Here is a 14,983-nt window from a genome sequence, read left to right on the forward strand (position 1 = left end):
AAAGCAAAACGGCAACCGGGTTGCCGTTTTTGGTGTTTGCACCCTCTCCCCGTGGGAGAGGGCCGGGGTGAGGGCATCAGGCCGCACCTGTTTAAATCTTAACGACGGCGACCCGTCTTAACCGCTTTCAACACCACGAACTTGTTGTTGGTGGCCACCGTGGCACAGTTGCCGAAAATCTTCTTCAGCTTGTGGAAGTAGTCCAGGTGGCGGTTGGCCACGATGTACAGCTCACCGTTGATTTTCAGGCAGCGACGCGCGTGGTGGAACATCTCCCAGGCGACGTTATCGGTCAGGGCATGTTTCTGGTGGAACGGCGGGTTGCACAGCACCGCGTTAAAGCGGAACGGCTCCACGCCCGACAGCGCGTTGTTGATCATAAACTCGCAGCGATCCAGCGCTTCCGGCATGTTGGTTTCCACGTTCAGACGGCTGGACGCCACGGCCATCGGCGACTCATCGCTGAAGATCACGCTGGCCTCCGGGTTCTTCGCCAGCAGCGTCAGACCGATTACCCCGTTACCGCAGCCGAGATCGACGATCTCCCCTTCCAGATTATCCGGCAGATGTTCAAGGAAGAAGCGCGCGCCGATATCCAGCCCGGTGCGGGAAAACACGTTCGCGTGGTTGTGGATGGTCCAGTCGGTGCCTTCCAGCTTCCAGCTCAGGGTCTCTGGCGCGTCAGCCAGGGCTGGCTCGCTGAAGGTACAGTTGATCAAGCGCGCTTTTTTCCACGCCAGGGTGGTGGTGGTTGGCCCCAACACTTTCTCGAACAGTTCAATGGTCGAGGTGTGGATATCACGCGCTTTTGCGCCCGCGATAATGCGCGTCTCGGGTGTGACGACCTTACGCAGCGCACGCAGCTGCTGTTCCAGCAGCGCCATGGTTTTCGGGATCTTAATCAGCACCACGCCCGGCGCCTGCGGATACTCCGCGGTGCTGTCGAGGAACTTCACGCTGCCTTCATCGAGCTCGTTGTGGCGCAGGTTCTCGCGCGTCGCCAGCTCGCTTAAATAGGAGTCACCGATGCTGTAAGGTGTATGTTCGACCAGCGCACAACCCAATGCGCCGAAAGCATCATTCAGGATCAGAACCGGGCCGCTAATTTCTGTCTCATCCAACTGTTGCAGCAGATATTCATCCGCCGCTTCCCACGCCTGAAGCGGGTTAACGTCGTCCGTTTCCGGGAAACGTTTTAAGTCGAGTGAACGGAAACCGTTGTCTAAGTGGCTCATCGGCCCTCCTGAATGGTAAAATTTCGGCGTTATCCCTGAAAAGGGTGCGTGAGTATACCCGTTTTCAAATTATTTTGGGGTTTTGATGAACCAGCTGACTTATCTCCAGGGCTACCCGGAGCATTTGCTTTCTCAGGTCCGCACGTTAATTGCCGAGCAAAAGCTGGGGGCGGTGCTGGAAAAACGCTACCCGGGGACCCACGATTTCGCCACCGATAAAGCCCTCTGGCAGTATACGCAGGATCTGAAAAACCGATATCTGAAGAGCGCCCCGCCAATCAATAAGGTGATGTACGACAACAAGATCCACGTGCTGAAGAATGCCCTGGGTCTGCATACCGCCATCTCCCGCGTGCAGGGCGGCAAGCTGAAAGCCAAAGCCGAGATTCGCGTGGCGACCGTGTTCCGCAACGCGCCGGAGGCCTTCCTGCGGATGATCGTGGTGCACGAGCTGGCGCACCTGAAAGAGAAAGAGCACGACAAGGCCTTCTACTCTCTGTGCTGTCATATGGAGCCGCAGTACCACCAGCTGGAGTTTGATACTCGCCTGTGGCTGACGCATTTATCGTTATAGCGCACAAGATTTGTCATCATCACGTGCTACAGTGGCAACAGGTTCCCAGCTACGGAGTTCGTGAACGTTTATGATACGTTTCGCAGTCATTGGGACGAACTGGATCACGCGCCAGTTCGTCGATGCCGCCCATGAGACCGGCAAATATAAGCTCACCGCAGTCTATTCCCGCAGCCTTGAACAGGCTCAGGCCTTTGCTAACGACTATCTTGTCGAGCATCTGTTTACCTCTCTGGAGGCGATGGCACAAAGTGATGCCATTGATGCGGTCTATATTGCCAGCCCGAATTCACTGCATTTCCCGCAGACGACGCTGTTCCTCAGCCACAAAAAGCATGTGATTTGCGAGAAGCCGCTGGCCTCCAATATTGATGAAGTCGAGGCGGCTATTGCGCTTGCGAGGGAAAACCAGGTGGTGCTGTTCGAAGCGTTCAAAACCGCCAGCCTGCCGAATTTCCTGTTGCTGCAGCAGTCCTTGCCGAAAATCGGCAAAGTGCGCAAAGCCTTTATTAACTACTGCCAGTATTCGTCGCGCTATCAGCGCTATCTCGACGGCGAGAACCCGAACACCTTTAATCCGGCGTTTTCTAACGGCTCGATTATGGATATCGGCTTCTACTGCCTGGCCTCGGCGGTAGCGCTGTGGGGCGAGCCGCACCGGGTGCAGGCCACCGCCAGCTTGCTGGAGAGCGGAGTCGATGCTCACGGTCTGGTGGTACTGGACTACGGTGATTTCAGCGTGACCCTGCAGCACTCCAAGGTGAGTGATTCGGTGCTGCCGAGTGAAATCCAGGGCGAGAACGGCTCGCTGGTTGTCGAGAAGATCTCCGAGTGCCAGAAGCTGAGCCTGGTGCCGCGCGGCGGCAAGGCCCAGGAGCTGACGCAGCCTCAGCATATCAACACTATGCTGTATGAGGCAGAGGTGTTTGCGCGTCTGGTCGAAACCCAGGAAGTGAACCATCCGGGCCTGGCGGTAAGCCGTACCACGGCGAAGCTGCAGACCGAGATCCGTCGTCAGACGGGGGTGGTGTTCCCGGCGGATGGCCTGAACGCAGAAGTTACCGCGTAAAGCTGTGTAATGAATTAGTGCAGGTCATTGACGAAATCAATGACCTGACATATTTTGTTACCTGCAAAGGGGAGTAACTTCCTTGCCGGTGGATCGTCATTACGATGCGTATAAAACCGCATCCGGTCGCCGGGCAACGAAAAAGGAATGCGATTAGCGTATTCCTTTCTTGTTGTAAGTGAGACCTTGCCGGAAGGCGAGGTCTATGCATAAAAAACGCAACGGCTATCGTCTTCTGACCATAGCCGTTTTTGTTTTTTACGCGTAAGGAAAATTGTATGAATACTGTCGGTACTCCGCTGATGTGGGGCGGATTCGCAGTCGTGGTCCTGATCATGCTGGCGATCGATCTCTTTTTACAGGGGCGTCGCGGCGCACATGGTATGACCATGAAACAGGCGGCCGCCTGGTCGCTGGTGTGGGTCACCCTCTCCCTGCTCTTCTGTGCTGCCTTCTGGTGGTATCTCTCTATCACTCAGGGCCGCGCGGTGGCCGATCCTCAGGCGCTGGCGTTCCTGACGGGCTATCTGATTGAAAAAGCTCTGGCAGTGGATAACGTCTTCGTCTGGCTGATGCTGTTTAGCTACTTTGCCGTACCGGCTGCATTGCAGCGTCGGGTGCTGGTGTATGGCGTGCTGGGCGCGATCGTCCTGCGTACCATTATGATCTTCGCCGGTAGCTGGCTGATTACGCAGTTCGAATGGCTGCTGTACGTCTTCGGTGCCTTCCTGCTGTTTACCGGTGTGAAAATGGCGCTGGCAAAAGAGGACGAAACCGGTATTGGCGAGAAGCCGCTGGTGCGCTGGATCCGCGGCCACCTGCGTATGACCGACACCATCGAGAACGAGCACTTCTTCGTGCGCAAGAACGGGCTGCTGTTCGCTACCCCGCTGCTGCTGGTGCTGATCATGGTTGAGCTGAGCGACGTGATTTTCGCGGTGGACAGTATTCCGGCGATCTTTGCGGTAACCACTGACCCGTTCATCGTCCTGACGTCAAACCTGTTTGCGATCCTCGGCCTGCGTGCCATGTACTTCCTGCTGGCGGGCGTGGCGGAGCGCTTCTCAATGCTGAAGTACGGCCTGTCGGTGATCCTGGTGTTTATCGGTATCAAGATGATGATTGTCGATTTCTATCACATCCCGATCGCCATCTCGCTGGGCGTGGTGTTTGGTATTCTGGTTCTGACCCTGGCGATCAACGCCTGGGTGAATCACCAGAACGATAAGAAACAGAAGCGATCTGGCGCACTCTGATGCGCTCACCCTGGCCCTCTCCCACCGGGAGAGGGTACAGACATTAAAAACGGCAACTCAGGTTGCCGTTTTGCTTTTACCTTTGTCACCCGACAAAAAATGTAAATATACAGTTAAAAAATATGACGCAGCACGTAAAACCCAGCATTTTACGCTTCCCAGCATCCGCACTTTCAATATACTCAACCTTGCATAACACACACCTCTAACCGGGATGATAAGTGCCTCAGAGCACCTCCGGGACGGAACGCAATTTCACTGAAGGAATTTTCCATGACCACACAATCTACTGGTCTGCTCGCGCGTCTGACGCAGGGCAGCCTCGTCAAACAAATACTGATAGGCCTGGTGCTGGGTATTTTACTGGCACTGGTTTCTAAACCGGCCGCTATTGCCACTGGCTTACTCGGCACCCTGTTCGTTGGCGCGTTAAAAGCTGTCGCACCGGTGCTGGTCCTGATGCTGGTGATGGCCTCCATTGCCAACCACCAGCATGGCCAGAAAACCAACATCCGTCCGATTTTGTTCCTCTATCTGCTGGGTACTTTCTCTGCTGCCCTGACGGCGGTGGTGTTTAGCTTCCTGTTCCCGTCCACGCTGCAACTTACCTCTGCCGCGGGTGATATTACCCCGCCATCCGGCATTGTCGAGGTGCTTCGCGGCCTGCTGATGAGCATGGTCTCTAACCCGATTGATGCCCTGTTGAATGCTAACTACATCGGCATTCTGGTGTGGGCCATCGGCCTGGGCTTTGCCCTGCGTCACGGTAACGACACCACCAAAAATCTGGTTAACGACATGTCCAACGCGGTGACCTTTATGGTGAAGGTGGTGATCCGCTTTGCGCCAATCGGGATCTTCGGCCTGGTCTCCTCCACCCTGGCCACCACCGGGTTCGAAACCTTGTGGGGCTACGCTCAGCTGCTGCTGGTACTGATCGGCTGCATGCTGCTGGTGGCGCTGGTGATTAACCCGCTGCTGGTGTTCTGGCAGATCCGCCGCAACCCTTATCCACTGGTGCTGATGTGTCTGCGTGAGAGCGGCGTGTACGCCTTCTTCACCCGCAGCTCTGCGGCGAACATTCCGGTGAACATGGCGCTGGCCGAGAAGCTGAATCTGGATCGTGATACCTACTCCGTCTCCATCCCGCTGGGTGCGACCGTCAATATGGCGGGTGCGGCGATCACCATCACCGTGCTGACCTTAGCGGCTGTGCATACTCTGGGTATTCCGGTGGATCTGCCAACCGCGTTGCTGCTGAGCGTTGTGGCGTCGCTGTGCGCCTGTGGCGCATCGGGTGTGGCGGGTGGTTCGCTGCTGCTGATCCCGCTGGCATGTAATATGTTCGGTATCCCGAATGAAGTGGCCATGCAGGTTGTAGCGGTCGGCTTTATCATCGGCGTGCTGCAGGACTCCTGCGAAACCGCACTGAACTCTTCCACTGACGTGCTGTTTACCGCAGCGGCCTGCCAGGCGGAAGATGCGCGTCTGGCGAAAAACGCGCTTCGAGGTTAACAGCAAAACGGCAACCAGAGGTTGCCGTTTTTAGTGTTTGTACCCTCTCCCGGTGGGAGAGGGTCAGGGTGAGGGCATCAGGCCGCACGGTACTACAGCGTTACACCACTCTTAAAGATCGCCAGCTCGCGGAAGTCGTTCTTCTCATTGCAGGTCTGCTTGCCGTTGGCAAATTCCACGATAGTGTCCACAAACTCCGTCAGCAGCTGCGGCATCGCTTTGCCGTGGATCAGTTGACCGGCGTCGAAATCAATCCAGTGCTTTTTCTTCGCTGCCAGCTCGCTGTTGGTGGCGATTTTTACCGTCGGGACAAAACCGCCGTACGGCGTGCCGCGCCCGGTGCTGAACAGCACCATATGGCAGCCCGCACCCGCCAGGGCGCTGGTAGCCACAGCATCGTTACCCGGGGCGCTTAACAGGTTCAGACCGTGGGTTTGCAGCCGCTCGCCGTAACGCAGGACATCCACCACCTGGCTGGCACCCGCTTTCTGGGTACAGCCGAGGGATTTCTCCTCAAGCGTAGTGATCCCGCCCGCCTTGTTGCCCGGGGATGGATTCTCGTAAATCGGCTGGTTATGGGCGATAAAGTACTGTTTGAAGTCGTTGACCATGGTGACGGTCTTTTCAAAGGTCTCTTCATCGCGGCAGTGACTCATCAGAATGCGTTCAGCGCCAAACATCTCCGGCACTTCGGTCAGCACGGTGGTGCCGCCATTGCTGATGACGTAATCAGAGAACTGACCCAGCATCGGGTTGGCGGTAATGCCGGACAGCCCATCAGAGCCGCCGCACTCCAGACCAAACTTCAGCTCGCTCAGCTTGCCCGCTTCACGCTGGTCGTGGCGCATCGCTTCGTACAATTGATGCAGATGCTCCAGCCCGGCTTCCACTTCGTCGTCCTGATGCTGACAGACCATGAAGTGCACGCGGGTCGGATCAAAATCACCCAGCGTTTCGCGGAAGGCATCGACCTGGTTGTTCTCACAGCCAAGGCCGATCACCAGCACCGCCCCGGCGTTCGGGTGGCGGACCATGTTTTGCAGCATGGTGCGGGTATTGATGTGATCGTCGCCCAGCTGGGAGCAGCCATAGGTGTGGCTGAACAGGTGGACGCCGTCAGTGCCTTCTGCGTCGTTCGTCTCTTTCAGGAACCGGGTCTGGATCTGACGGGCGATGCCGTTGACGCAGCCGACGGTCGGCAGGATCCACAGTTCATTGCGGATCCCCACCTCCCCACTGGCACGGCGGTAGATCTGAACCTCACGATCTGCCGCCTGGCTGCCCTCAGCCTGTAACTCAGGTTGATAGCTGTACTCATCCAGATCGCTCAGATTGGTACGCGTATTGTGGGAGTGAATGAACTCCCCCGCCGCGATATCCGCCAGCGCATGGCCGATAGGCAGACCGTATTTGACGACGTTCTCCCCTTTGGCAATGGCCTGCAGGGCAAATTTATGCCCGCGCGCAACGTCCTGGCGCAGCGTGACGGTCTGGTTATCAAACGTCACGTCCAGACCTTCGCTCAGGTCGGCCAGTGCGACCGCTACGTTATCCAGCGAATGGATCTTGATGTATTGCATATCAACCCTCAGAAGGCCTTAGTTCAGTTCAATAGCGAAGTAGTCGCGTGCGTTGTTAAAGCAGATGTTTCTCACCATTTCGCCCAGCAGCTGGATGTCGGCCGGGGCTTCGCCCGCTGCCACCCAGCGGCCAATCATCTGGCACAGAATGCGGCGGAAATATTCATGGCGAGTATAAGAAAGGAAGCTGCGGCTGTCGGTCAGCATACCCACGAAGCGGCTCAGCAGACCGAGCTGCGCCAGCTGCGTCATCTGACGCTCCATGCCATCTTTCTGATCGTTGAACCACCAGCCGGAACCGAACTGCATCTTGCCCGGCATCCCTTCACCCTGGAAGTTGCCGATCATGGTGCCCAGCACTTCGTTATCGCGTGGGTTCAGGCAGTAGAGGATGGTTTTTGGCAGCAGGTTCTCTTCGTTCTGTTTGCTCAGCAGCTTCGACAGCTCTTCCGCCAGCGGACGGTCGTTGATGGAGTCGAAACCGACGTCGGCACCCAGCAGTTTGAACTGGCGCAGGTTGTTATTGCGCAGCGCGCCGATGTGGTACTGCTGCACCCAGCCACGACGGGCATATTCAGCCGCCAGCCAGACCAGTACCGCGGTTTTGAACTGCGCCACTTCGTGTTCGTTGAGGCTTTCACCCGCCAGACGACGCGCCAGAATGCTGTCCAGCTCGGCTTCGTTGGCGTCAGCAAACAGCACCACGTCCAGGGCATGGTCAGAGACTTTACAGCCGTGAGCGGCAAAGTGATCCAGACGTTTCGCCAGCGCAGTCTGCAGATCGCCGAAACGGCGGATCTCGGTATCAGAGACTTCACTCAGCTTCGCCATGTAGTCGGCAAAGGTCGCCTGCTCAATGTTGAAGGCTTTGTCCGGGCGCCAGCTTGGCAGCACTTTGACGTCAAATGAACTGTCTTTGGCGACAACGGCGTGATGCTCCAGGGAGTCGATCGGATCGTCGGTGGTGCCGACCATTTTGACGTTCATCTGCTTCATGATGCCGCGGGCAGAGAATTTGTCCTGGGCCAGCAGCTCGTTACATTCGTTCCAGATCTCATCGGCGGTGGCCGGAGAGAGCAACTTGCCGGTGATGCCAAACGGACGGCGCAGCTCCAGGTGGGTCCAGTGGTACAGCGGGTTACCGATGGTGTGCGGCACGGTCGCCGCCCAGGCGTCGAATTTTTCACGATCGGAAGCATCGCCGGTACAGAGGCGTTCCGCCACCCCGTTGGTGCGCATGGCACGCCACTTGTAGTGGTCGCCTTTCAGCCAGATGTCATACAGGTTTTTGAAACGGTAATCCTCGGCAACCTGCTGCGGCGGAAGGTGGCAGTGGTAGTCAAAAATCGGCTGGTCTTTAGCGTAATCGTGGTACAGGCGGCGGGCGAATTCGGTATCTAACAGAAAATCTTCAGTCATAAACGGGGTCATTATCGTCTTCCTCTTACGAGCTTACGAGTGCGTCAGAAAAGTGATGTTCAGATGCTGCAAAGTTATCACACCAATTTCCAGAGGCCGATGATTTTTTCGTGAGTTAGATCAATAAACGTCGACAAATAATCTACGCCCAAAGTGGTAAATATCGCTTAACACCGCGCCAGCTCTGGCCTGACGGCGCACAGACATTGTCCTTACAAAGATTGACACTTTTGTGATGTCACTCACCTTTTAAAGTTGTATGACAAGTTATCTTCTCGCCGTCGCAAATTATAAGCCGACGGAATGCGTTACCGGTGCCACAGGCATCGGACTCAGCGGTAAGGATACCGACTTATGCACGTTTACTTATGGCAAGGTTCGGGCCGTTCCGGGAGCAATCCCGGTAACGCCCTCCCGTTGATAAACATCTCACGCCTGGCGTAGAGATGCCCGTACTCCGGTGCGGCAATAACATAACGATGAGGTTTTACATGCGTAAAATTAAAGGGTTACGTTGGTACATGATCGCACTGGTGACGCTCGGCACCGTGCTGGGCTACCTGACACGTAACACCATAGCGGCGGCGGCGCCGACGCTGATGGAAGAGCTGCACATCTCCACGCAACAATATTCTTATATTATCGCGGCCTACTCCGCGGCTTATACCATCATGCAGCCGGTAGCCGGCTATGTGCTGGATATCCTGGGAACGAAAGTCGGCTACGCGGTCTTTGCCGTCACATGGGCTATCTTCTGCGGCGCAACCGCGCTGGCAGGCAGCTGGGGCGGCCTGGCGCTGGCCCGTGGCGCAGTCGGTGCGGCAGAAGCGGCGATGATCCCTGCGGGTCTGAAAGCGGCCTCCGAGTGGTTCCCGGCGAAAGAACGTTCTATCGCAGTGGGCTACTTCAACGTCGGTTCGTCTATTGGCGCGATGATCGCACCGCCGCTGGTGGTGTGGGCTATCGTAATGCACAGCTGGCAGCTGGCGTTCATCATCTCTGGCGTGCTGAGCTTTGCCTGGGCAATGGCCTGGCTGATCTTCTACAAACATCCGCGCGATCAGAAGAAACTGTCTGATGAAGAGCGTGACTACATCATCGGTGGCCAGGAGTCTCAGCATCAGACCAACAACGGCAAGAAGATGTCTGTCCTGCAGATCCTCGGCACCCGTCAGTTCTGGGGTATCGCCCTGCCACGTTTCCTGGCAGAACCGGCATGGGGTACATTCAACGCCTGGATCCCGCTGTTCATGTTTAAAGTCTACGGCTTTAACCTGAAAGAGATCGCCATGTTCGCCTGGATGCCAATGCTGTTTGCTGACCTGGGCTGTATCGTCGGCGGCTATCTGCCACCGCTGTTCCAGCGCTGGTTTGGTGTGAACCTGATTGTCTCCCGTAAAATGGTGGTGACCATGGGCGCACTGCTGATGATTGGCCCAGGGATGATCGGCCTGTTCACCAGCCCGTACGTGGCTATCGGCCTGCTGTGTATCGGTGGTTTTGCTCACCAGTCACTGTCCGGTGCGCTGATTACCCTCTCTTCTGACGTCTTTGGGCGTAACGAAGTGGCGACCGCTAACGGCCTGACCGGGATGGCTGCCTGGACTGCCAGCACCATGTTTGCTCTGGTGGTCGGTGCGCTGGCTGACACCATCGGCTTCAGCCCGCTGTTCGCAGTCCTGGCTATCTTCGACCTGATGGGTGCGGTGCTTATCTGGACGGTGCTGAAAAGCAAGTCCGCAGAGGAGCTGCTGCAAGAGTCGGTGGGCAAGCCGGCAACGCAGAGTTAGCGTAATGCCGGGTGGCGCTGCGCTTACCCGGCCTGGAGAACCCGGAGGCCCGCGCCGCCGGGCATAGAAAGGCCGCTCACGAGCGGCTTTTTTACGGGTGGAATCTGGAGACAAACGGGTAAAAGTGGTATAACAAATCATTAGCCATACCCTGCCTGGAGCGCATATGGAAATCAACGAACCCCGTCGCCTTTATCAGCAACTTGCTGCTGAGCTGAAAGCTCGCATCGAGCAAGGCGTTTATCTGGTGGGAGACAAATTACCTGCCGAGCGTTTTATCGCTGATGAAAAGAGCGTAAGCCGCACCGTGGTTCGTGAAGCCATCATCATGCTGGAAGTGGAAGGCTATGTTGAAGTGCGTAAAGGGTCGGGCATTCATGTCATCTCCAGCCAGGCAAAACACTCCCCGGTACCGGACGAGAATCTCGAATTTGCCAACTACGGTCCCTTTGAGCTGCTCCAGGCTCGTCAGCTTATCGAAAGCAATATTGCAGAGTTCGCCGCGACCCAGGTGACCAAGCAGGACATCATGAAGCTGATGGAGATCCAGGATAACGCGCGTAAAGAAAAATGTTTCCGCGACTCCGAGTGGGACCTGCAGTTTCACGTCCAGGTTGCCCTCGCCACGCAAAATACCGCTCTGGCAGCAATCGTGGAAAAAATGTGGACTCAGCGCGTTCATAACCCGTACTGGAAAAAACTGCACGATCACATCGACTCCCGTTCCGTGGATAACTGGTGCGACGACCATGACCAGATCCTCAAAGCCCTGATTCGTAAAGATCCAAACGCGGCGAAACTGGCGATGTGGCAGCACCTTGAGAACACCAAACAGATGCTGTTCAATGAAACCAGTGACGACTTCGAATTCAACGCCGACCGCTATCTTTTTGCAGAAAACCCGGTGGTTCACCTCGATACCGCCGTCAGTCAGGCAAAATAGTTTCCTTTTTCCATGAGCAGGCGCTTCGCTGCGCCTTCCCGCTGAGGTGGGTAAGCAAACCTTTAGAGTGTCAGCGTTTGTAAAAGACCTCGCGTCCCCTGCCTGGGTTAAGCCAAAATCAATCCTGGAATGATGCAAATACTGTGACGGATCCCTTCAGGCTTTGTTACAATTAGATGCATTTAGCCGTTTAGCTTGTTAGTTAGTGCTTGCTTACTTTGCCACTTAACAGGGAACAGTTCTGGCCACACATTGTGTCCGCGAGCGACCATAATGAAATTATAAAAAATGTCGCCGTGCTGTTTGACCCGGTTGACAGGTGTGCCGTTAACCGATTTTCAGGAACACTGAATGGAACTTTTGACCCAACTACTGAATGCCTTATGGGCTCAGGATTTCGAAACGCTGGCCAATCCTTCCATGATTGGCATGCTCTATTTTGTCCTGTTTATGATCCTGTTTCTTGAAAACGGTCTGCTGCCTGCCGCTTTCCTGCCCGGCGATAGCCTGCTGGTGCTGGTGGGCGTGCTCTGCGCAAAAGGGGCAATGCAATTCCCACAAACCGTACTGCTGTTGACCATTGCCGCCAGTCTCGGCTGCTGGCTGAGCTATATCCAGGGACGATGGCTCGGCAACACGCGCATTGTGCAGAACTGGCTTTCCCATCTTCCGGCACACTATCATCAGCGAGCGCATCACCTGTTCCATAAGCACGGGCTTTCCGCGCTGCTGGTCGGGCGCTTCATCGCTTTTGTTCGTACCCTGTTGCCAACGATTGCCGGGCTCTCCGGCCTCAGCAGCGCGCGTTTTCAGTTCTTTAACTGGATGAGCGGCCTGCTGTGGGTACTTATCCTGACCACCCTCGGCTACCTGCTTGGCAAGACCCCGGTATTCCTGAAGTACGAAGACCAGCTGATGTCCTGCCTGATGCTGTTGCCTGTGGTATTACTGGTGTTCGGCCTGGTGGGCTCGCTGGTAGTGCTGTGGAAGAAAAAACATGGAAGTCAGGGCTAAGGTGATGAGCAATTCAACCCCGTCACTGCGCCGTCTCTCTTACGCCATCGTTGCGCTGATGATGTTCAGCGCCTTGCTGCTGGCCTGGGCGGCGCTGCAAAAGCAGGAATCGACGCTGGCTATCCGCTCTGTCAATCAGGGCGTCAGTATGCCCGATGGCTTCTCCGTCTGGCATCATCTGGATGCGAACGGCATTCAGTTTAAAAGCATTACGCCGCAGAACGACGTGCTGCTGATTACCTTCGACTCCAGCGTGCAGAGCGCCGCAGCGAAGAAGGTGCTCGACCGCAGCCTGCCGCACGGATATATCATTGCGCAACAGGATGATAATAATCAGGCGGTGGTCTGGCTGACGCGTCTGCGTGATACCTCGCGTCTGCTGGGCTAAATTTCCACTATTCTGAATCTTTTCACTCACTTTGGTGATATCACCGTTTACTTACTATGCTTAAGTACGCGGAGCACCTCCCACTCGTACTCCGCTCAACTCTGGAAACCGACATTCCGGTAGGTTATGTCGACAAACAATGGAAGGTTTTCATAATGAATTACCGCATCGCCCTGGGCCTCGCCCTTTTTTCTTTAAGTGCAGCATCGTTCGCGTCTTCCCTGTGTCAGGAGAAGGAAAAGGACATTCAACGCGAGATCAGCTACGCTGAAAAGCATAACAATCAGAATCGAATCAACGGGCTGCAGAAGGCCCTTAGCGAAGTTAAAGCTAACTGTTCAGACAGCAAGCTGCGTGCCGATCATCAGCGCAAGATTGCCGATCAGAAAGAGGAGATTGCTGAGCGCCGCCAGGATCTGGTGGAGGCTAAAGAGAAAGGCGATGCGGATAAGATTGCTAAACGTGAGCATAAACTGCTGGAAGCGGAGAACGAGCTGAAAGCGCTGGAGTCTCGCGATTACTGATTTAATGGACATCTTAACAGGAGAGAATCATGTCAAAAGATACTACGTCAGACCATTTACGCGCTGAACTGAAGTCCCTGGCGGATACCCTGGAAGAGGTGCTGAGCTCCTCGAGCAGTAAGTCGAAAGAAGAGCTGAGTAAACTGCGCAATAAAGCGGAGCAGGCCCTGCATGAGAGCCGCTACCGTCTGGGCGAAACCAGCGATGTGCTGGCGAAACAGACCCGTGAAGCCGCTGCGCGCGCCGATGAGTACGTACGCGAAAATCCGTGGGCCGGGGTAGGTATCGGTGCTGCGGTTGGCGTCGTCATCGGCATGCTCCTGACGCGACGTTAATTATGGAAGATTCACGTCAACCACAAGGGCCCGCAAAAAACGTCCTCGGTATCGGACAGCGGATTTTAACCACTCTCGTCGGCATCGCAGAGACGCGCATCCGACTGGCAGTGGTTGAACTGGAAGAAGAGAAAGCGAACCTCTTCCAGCTGCTACTGATGTTGGGGTTGACCATGCTCTTCGCCGCCTTTGGCCTGATGAGCCTTATGGTATTGATTATCTGGGCAGTCGATCCGCAGTACCGCCTGAATGTCATGATTGGCACAACCGTGGTACTGCTGCTTGCCGCCCTGATAGGAGGGATCTGGACGATGCGCAAAGTGCGTCATTCGACCCTGCTACATCATACCCGTAAGGAACTGGCCAACGATCGGTCATTGCTGGAGGATGAGAAAAAGTGAGCAGAAGCGCTGCAGAACGTGAGCGAGAAAAGGCTTTTTTGCTGAGCCAGATCCAGCAACAACGGCTGGATCTGTCAGCGAGCAGCCGTGACTGGCTGGAGGTGACTCACGCTTACGATCGTGGCTGGAATGCCCTTCTCAACCTCCGCGCCTGGGCGCTGGTGGGGAGCAGCATTCTGGCGGTGCGGGCAGTCCGCCATCCGAACAGGCTGGTCCGCTGGGCACGCCGCGGTTTCGGTATCTGGAGCGCCTGGAGGCTGGTGAAATCGACAATTAATCAGCAGCAGCTGCGCAAATACGACGCACGCTGACGTTACTCTCTGCCTCACCCGGTAAAGCGCCTTCTGGCGCTTTACTTTTTTGTGCCGCCTCGCCTTACTCAATATCTTTGAAGAAGATTGACAGTTTTCCTTGCTAACAATCGCCATTCACCCCGTTTATGATTCTCTCCATCGACAGCGAGACCGCGGCATCCGCCCGATTTCGCAAACAAAATAGTGTTTACAGCCTGAATGGCTCCCTGGAGAGTAAGATGAAAAAATTAGAAGATGTTGGTGTACTGGTTGCGCGTATCCTGATGCCAATCCTGTTTATTACCGCAGGTTGGGGCAAAATCGGTGGTTACGCCGGTACGCAGCAGTACATGGAAGCGATGGGCGTCCCGGGGTTCCTGCTGCCGCTGACCATTCTGCTTGAGTTTGGCGGTGGCCTGGCGATCCTGTTCGGTTTCCTGACCCGCACCACGGCGCTGTTCACCGCAGGCTTCACCCTGCTGACCGCGTTCCTGTTCCACAGCAACTTTGCGGAAGGCGTGAACTCGCTGATGTTCATGAAAAACCTGACCATCGCAGGCGGCTTCCTGCTGCTGGCCATCACCGGCCCGGGTGCATACAGCATCGACCGCGTTCTGAATAAGAAGTGGTAAGCAGACTATACTGAA

The 14,983-nt window shown here is 55.8% G+C and carries 16 protein-coding genes; 13 read left to right on the forward strand and 3 right to left on the reverse strand.

Features of this window, described 5'->3' with window-relative positions; all coding sequences use genetic code 11:
* Positions 1 to 98: 98 nt before the first annotated feature.
* On the reverse strand, positions 99 to 1,235 hold the full coding sequence (rlmG, locus tag SOM40_RS20270; protein WP_106994759.1) for a 23S rRNA (guanine(1835)-N(2))-methyltransferase RlmG: 1,137 nt from the start codon (positions 1,233 to 1,235) through the stop codon (positions 99 to 101).
* Positions 1,236 to 1,320: 85 nt separating this feature from the next.
* Here rlmG and SOM40_RS20275 point away from each other — a divergent pair, with 85 nt between their 5' ends.
* The 4 genes from SOM40_RS20275 to sstT all read left to right on the forward strand — a co-directional run bounded on the left by SOM40_RS20275 (position 1,321) and on the right by sstT (position 5,649).
* Positions 1,321 to 1,809, forward strand: a complete 489-nt coding sequence (locus SOM40_RS20275) for a YgjP-like metallopeptidase domain-containing protein (protein ID WP_032614308.1) — start codon at positions 1,321 to 1,323, stop codon at positions 1,807 to 1,809.
* 70 nt (positions 1,810 to 1,879) lie between these two features.
* On the forward strand, positions 1,880 to 2,878 hold the full coding sequence (locus tag SOM40_RS20280; protein ID WP_106994760.1) for a Gfo/Idh/MocA family protein: 999 nt from the start codon (positions 1,880 to 1,882) through the stop codon (positions 2,876 to 2,878).
* Between the two features lie 278 nt (positions 2,879 to 3,156).
* The gene (locus tag SOM40_RS20285) at positions 3,157 to 4,134 is read left to right on the forward strand and encodes a TerC family protein (protein WP_106994761.1); all 978 of its coding nucleotides are present in this window, start codon (positions 3,157 to 3,159) and stop codon (positions 4,132 to 4,134) included.
* 273 nt (positions 4,135 to 4,407) lie between these two features.
* Positions 4,408 to 5,649, forward strand: a complete 1,242-nt coding sequence (sstT, locus tag SOM40_RS20290; protein ID WP_320531154.1) for a serine/threonine transporter SstT — start codon at positions 4,408 to 4,410, stop codon at positions 5,647 to 5,649.
* Positions 5,650 to 5,741: 92 nt separating this feature from the next.
* Here the strand turns inward: sstT and SOM40_RS20295 are convergent, their stop codons facing one another.
* Both SOM40_RS20295 and uxaC read right to left on the reverse strand, forming a co-directional pair.
* Positions 5,742 to 7,229 (reverse strand): UxaA family hydrolase, encoded by a 1,488-nt coding sequence (locus tag SOM40_RS20295; protein ID WP_166184155.1) that lies wholly within the window; start codon positions 7,227 to 7,229, stop codon positions 5,742 to 5,744.
* Positions 7,230 to 7,247: 18 nt separating this feature from the next.
* Positions 7,248 to 8,660: a glucuronate isomerase gene (gene uxaC, locus SOM40_RS20300; protein ID WP_106994764.1), complete on the reverse strand. Its 1,413-nt coding sequence runs from the start codon at positions 8,658 to 8,660 to the stop codon at positions 7,248 to 7,250.
* Positions 8,661 to 9,139: 479 nt separating this feature from the next.
* On the opposite strand from uxaC, the gene SOM40_RS20305 reads away from it, so the two are divergent.
* The 9 genes from SOM40_RS20305 (at position 9,140) to SOM40_RS20345 (ending at position 14,968) form a co-directional block, all read left to right on the forward strand.
* Entirely contained in the window at positions 9,140 to 10,438 is a 1,299-nt protein-coding gene (locus tag SOM40_RS20305; RefSeq protein WP_106994765.1) for an MFS transporter, read from the forward strand.
* Positions 10,439 to 10,604: 166 nt separating this feature from the next.
* Positions 10,605 to 11,381, forward strand: a complete 777-nt coding sequence (exuR, locus tag SOM40_RS20310) for a transcriptional regulator ExuR (RefSeq protein WP_106994766.1) — start codon at positions 10,605 to 10,607, stop codon at positions 11,379 to 11,381.
* A 351-nt stretch (positions 11,382 to 11,732) separates the two neighbouring features.
* Positions 11,733 to 12,395, forward strand: a complete 663-nt coding sequence (yqjA, locus tag SOM40_RS20315; RefSeq protein WP_106994767.1) for a DedA family general envelope maintenance protein YqjA — start codon at positions 11,733 to 11,735, stop codon at positions 12,393 to 12,395.
* Between the two features lie 4 nt (positions 12,396 to 12,399).
* A complete protein-coding gene (gene mzrA / locus SOM40_RS20320) occupies positions 12,400 to 12,783 on the forward strand; it encodes an EnvZ/OmpR regulon moderator MzrA (RefSeq protein WP_166184162.1) in 384 nt (127 codons plus the stop codon).
* 155 nt (positions 12,784 to 12,938) lie between these two features.
* Positions 12,939 to 13,307, forward strand: a complete 369-nt coding sequence (locus SOM40_RS20325) for a DUF1090 domain-containing protein (protein WP_106994769.1) — start codon at positions 12,939 to 12,941, stop codon at positions 13,305 to 13,307.
* A gap of 29 nt (positions 13,308 to 13,336) precedes the next feature.
* Positions 13,337 to 13,642, forward strand: coding sequence for an ElaB/YgaM/YqjD family protein (locus SOM40_RS20330; RefSeq protein WP_032614327.1), 306 nt, complete (start codon positions 13,337 to 13,339; stop codon positions 13,640 to 13,642).
* 2 nt (positions 13,643 to 13,644) lie between these two features.
* Positions 13,645 to 14,043, forward strand: coding sequence for a phage holin family protein (locus tag SOM40_RS20335; RefSeq protein ID WP_032614329.1), 399 nt, complete (start codon positions 13,645 to 13,647; stop codon positions 14,041 to 14,043).
* Positions 14,040 to 14,354, forward strand: a complete 315-nt coding sequence (locus SOM40_RS20340; protein ID WP_106994770.1) for a YqjK-like family protein — start codon at positions 14,040 to 14,042, stop codon at positions 14,352 to 14,354. Before SOM40_RS20335 ends, SOM40_RS20340 begins: the two co-directional genes overlap by 4 nt.
* 221 nt (positions 14,355 to 14,575) lie before the next feature.
* On the forward strand, positions 14,576 to 14,968 hold the full coding sequence (locus SOM40_RS20345) for a DoxX family protein (protein WP_181247303.1): 393 nt from the start codon (positions 14,576 to 14,578) through the stop codon (positions 14,966 to 14,968).
* Positions 14,969 to 14,983 lie beyond the last annotated feature (15 nt).

Origin of the sequence: Leclercia sp. CFBP8987, assembly GCF_034044995.2 — a bacterium.
Taxonomy (GTDB): domain Bacteria; phylum Pseudomonadota; class Gammaproteobacteria; order Enterobacterales; family Enterobacteriaceae; genus Enterobacter; species Enterobacter tamurae.

What these genes read in the sequence shown, in the direction of transcription:
- rlmG (WP_106994759.1), bottom strand. Translation starts at nt 1,235, where the DNA reads ATGAGCCACTTAGACAACGGTTTCCGTTCACTCGACTTAAAACGTTTC.
- SOM40_RS20275 (WP_032614308.1), top strand. Translation starts at nt 1,321, where the DNA reads ATGAACCAGCTGACTTATCTCCAGGGCTACCCGGAGCATTTGCTTTCT.
- SOM40_RS20280 (WP_106994760.1), top strand. Translation starts at nt 1,880, where the DNA reads ATGATACGTTTCGCAGTCATTGGGACGAACTGGATCACGCGCCAGTTC.
- SOM40_RS20285 (WP_106994761.1), top strand. Translation starts at nt 3,157, where the DNA reads ATGAATACTGTCGGTACTCCGCTGATGTGGGGCGGATTCGCAGTCGTG.
- sstT (WP_320531154.1), top strand. Translation starts at nt 4,408, where the DNA reads ATGACCACACAATCTACTGGTCTGCTCGCGCGTCTGACGCAGGGCAGC.
- SOM40_RS20295 (WP_166184155.1), bottom strand. Translation starts at nt 7,229, where the DNA reads ATGCAATACATCAAGATCCATTCGCTGGATAACGTAGCGGTCGCACTG.
- uxaC (WP_106994764.1), bottom strand. Translation starts at nt 8,660, where the DNA reads ATGACCCCGTTTATGACTGAAGATTTTCTGTTAGATACCGAATTCGCC.
- SOM40_RS20305 (WP_106994765.1), top strand. Translation starts at nt 9,140, where the DNA reads ATGCGTAAAATTAAAGGGTTACGTTGGTACATGATCGCACTGGTGACG.
- exuR (WP_106994766.1), top strand. Translation starts at nt 10,605, where the DNA reads ATGGAAATCAACGAACCCCGTCGCCTTTATCAGCAACTTGCTGCTGAG.
- yqjA (WP_106994767.1), top strand. Translation starts at nt 11,733, where the DNA reads ATGGAACTTTTGACCCAACTACTGAATGCCTTATGGGCTCAGGATTTC.
- mzrA (WP_166184162.1), top strand. Translation starts at nt 12,400, where the DNA reads ATGAGCAATTCAACCCCGTCACTGCGCCGTCTCTCTTACGCCATCGTT.
- SOM40_RS20325 (WP_106994769.1), top strand. Translation starts at nt 12,939, where the DNA reads ATGAATTACCGCATCGCCCTGGGCCTCGCCCTTTTTTCTTTAAGTGCA.
- SOM40_RS20330 (WP_032614327.1), top strand. Translation starts at nt 13,337, where the DNA reads ATGTCAAAAGATACTACGTCAGACCATTTACGCGCTGAACTGAAGTCC.
- SOM40_RS20335 (WP_032614329.1), top strand. Translation starts at nt 13,645, where the DNA reads ATGGAAGATTCACGTCAACCACAAGGGCCCGCAAAAAACGTCCTCGGT.
- SOM40_RS20345 (WP_181247303.1), top strand. Translation starts at nt 14,576, where the DNA reads ATGAAAAAATTAGAAGATGTTGGTGTACTGGTTGCGCGTATCCTGATG.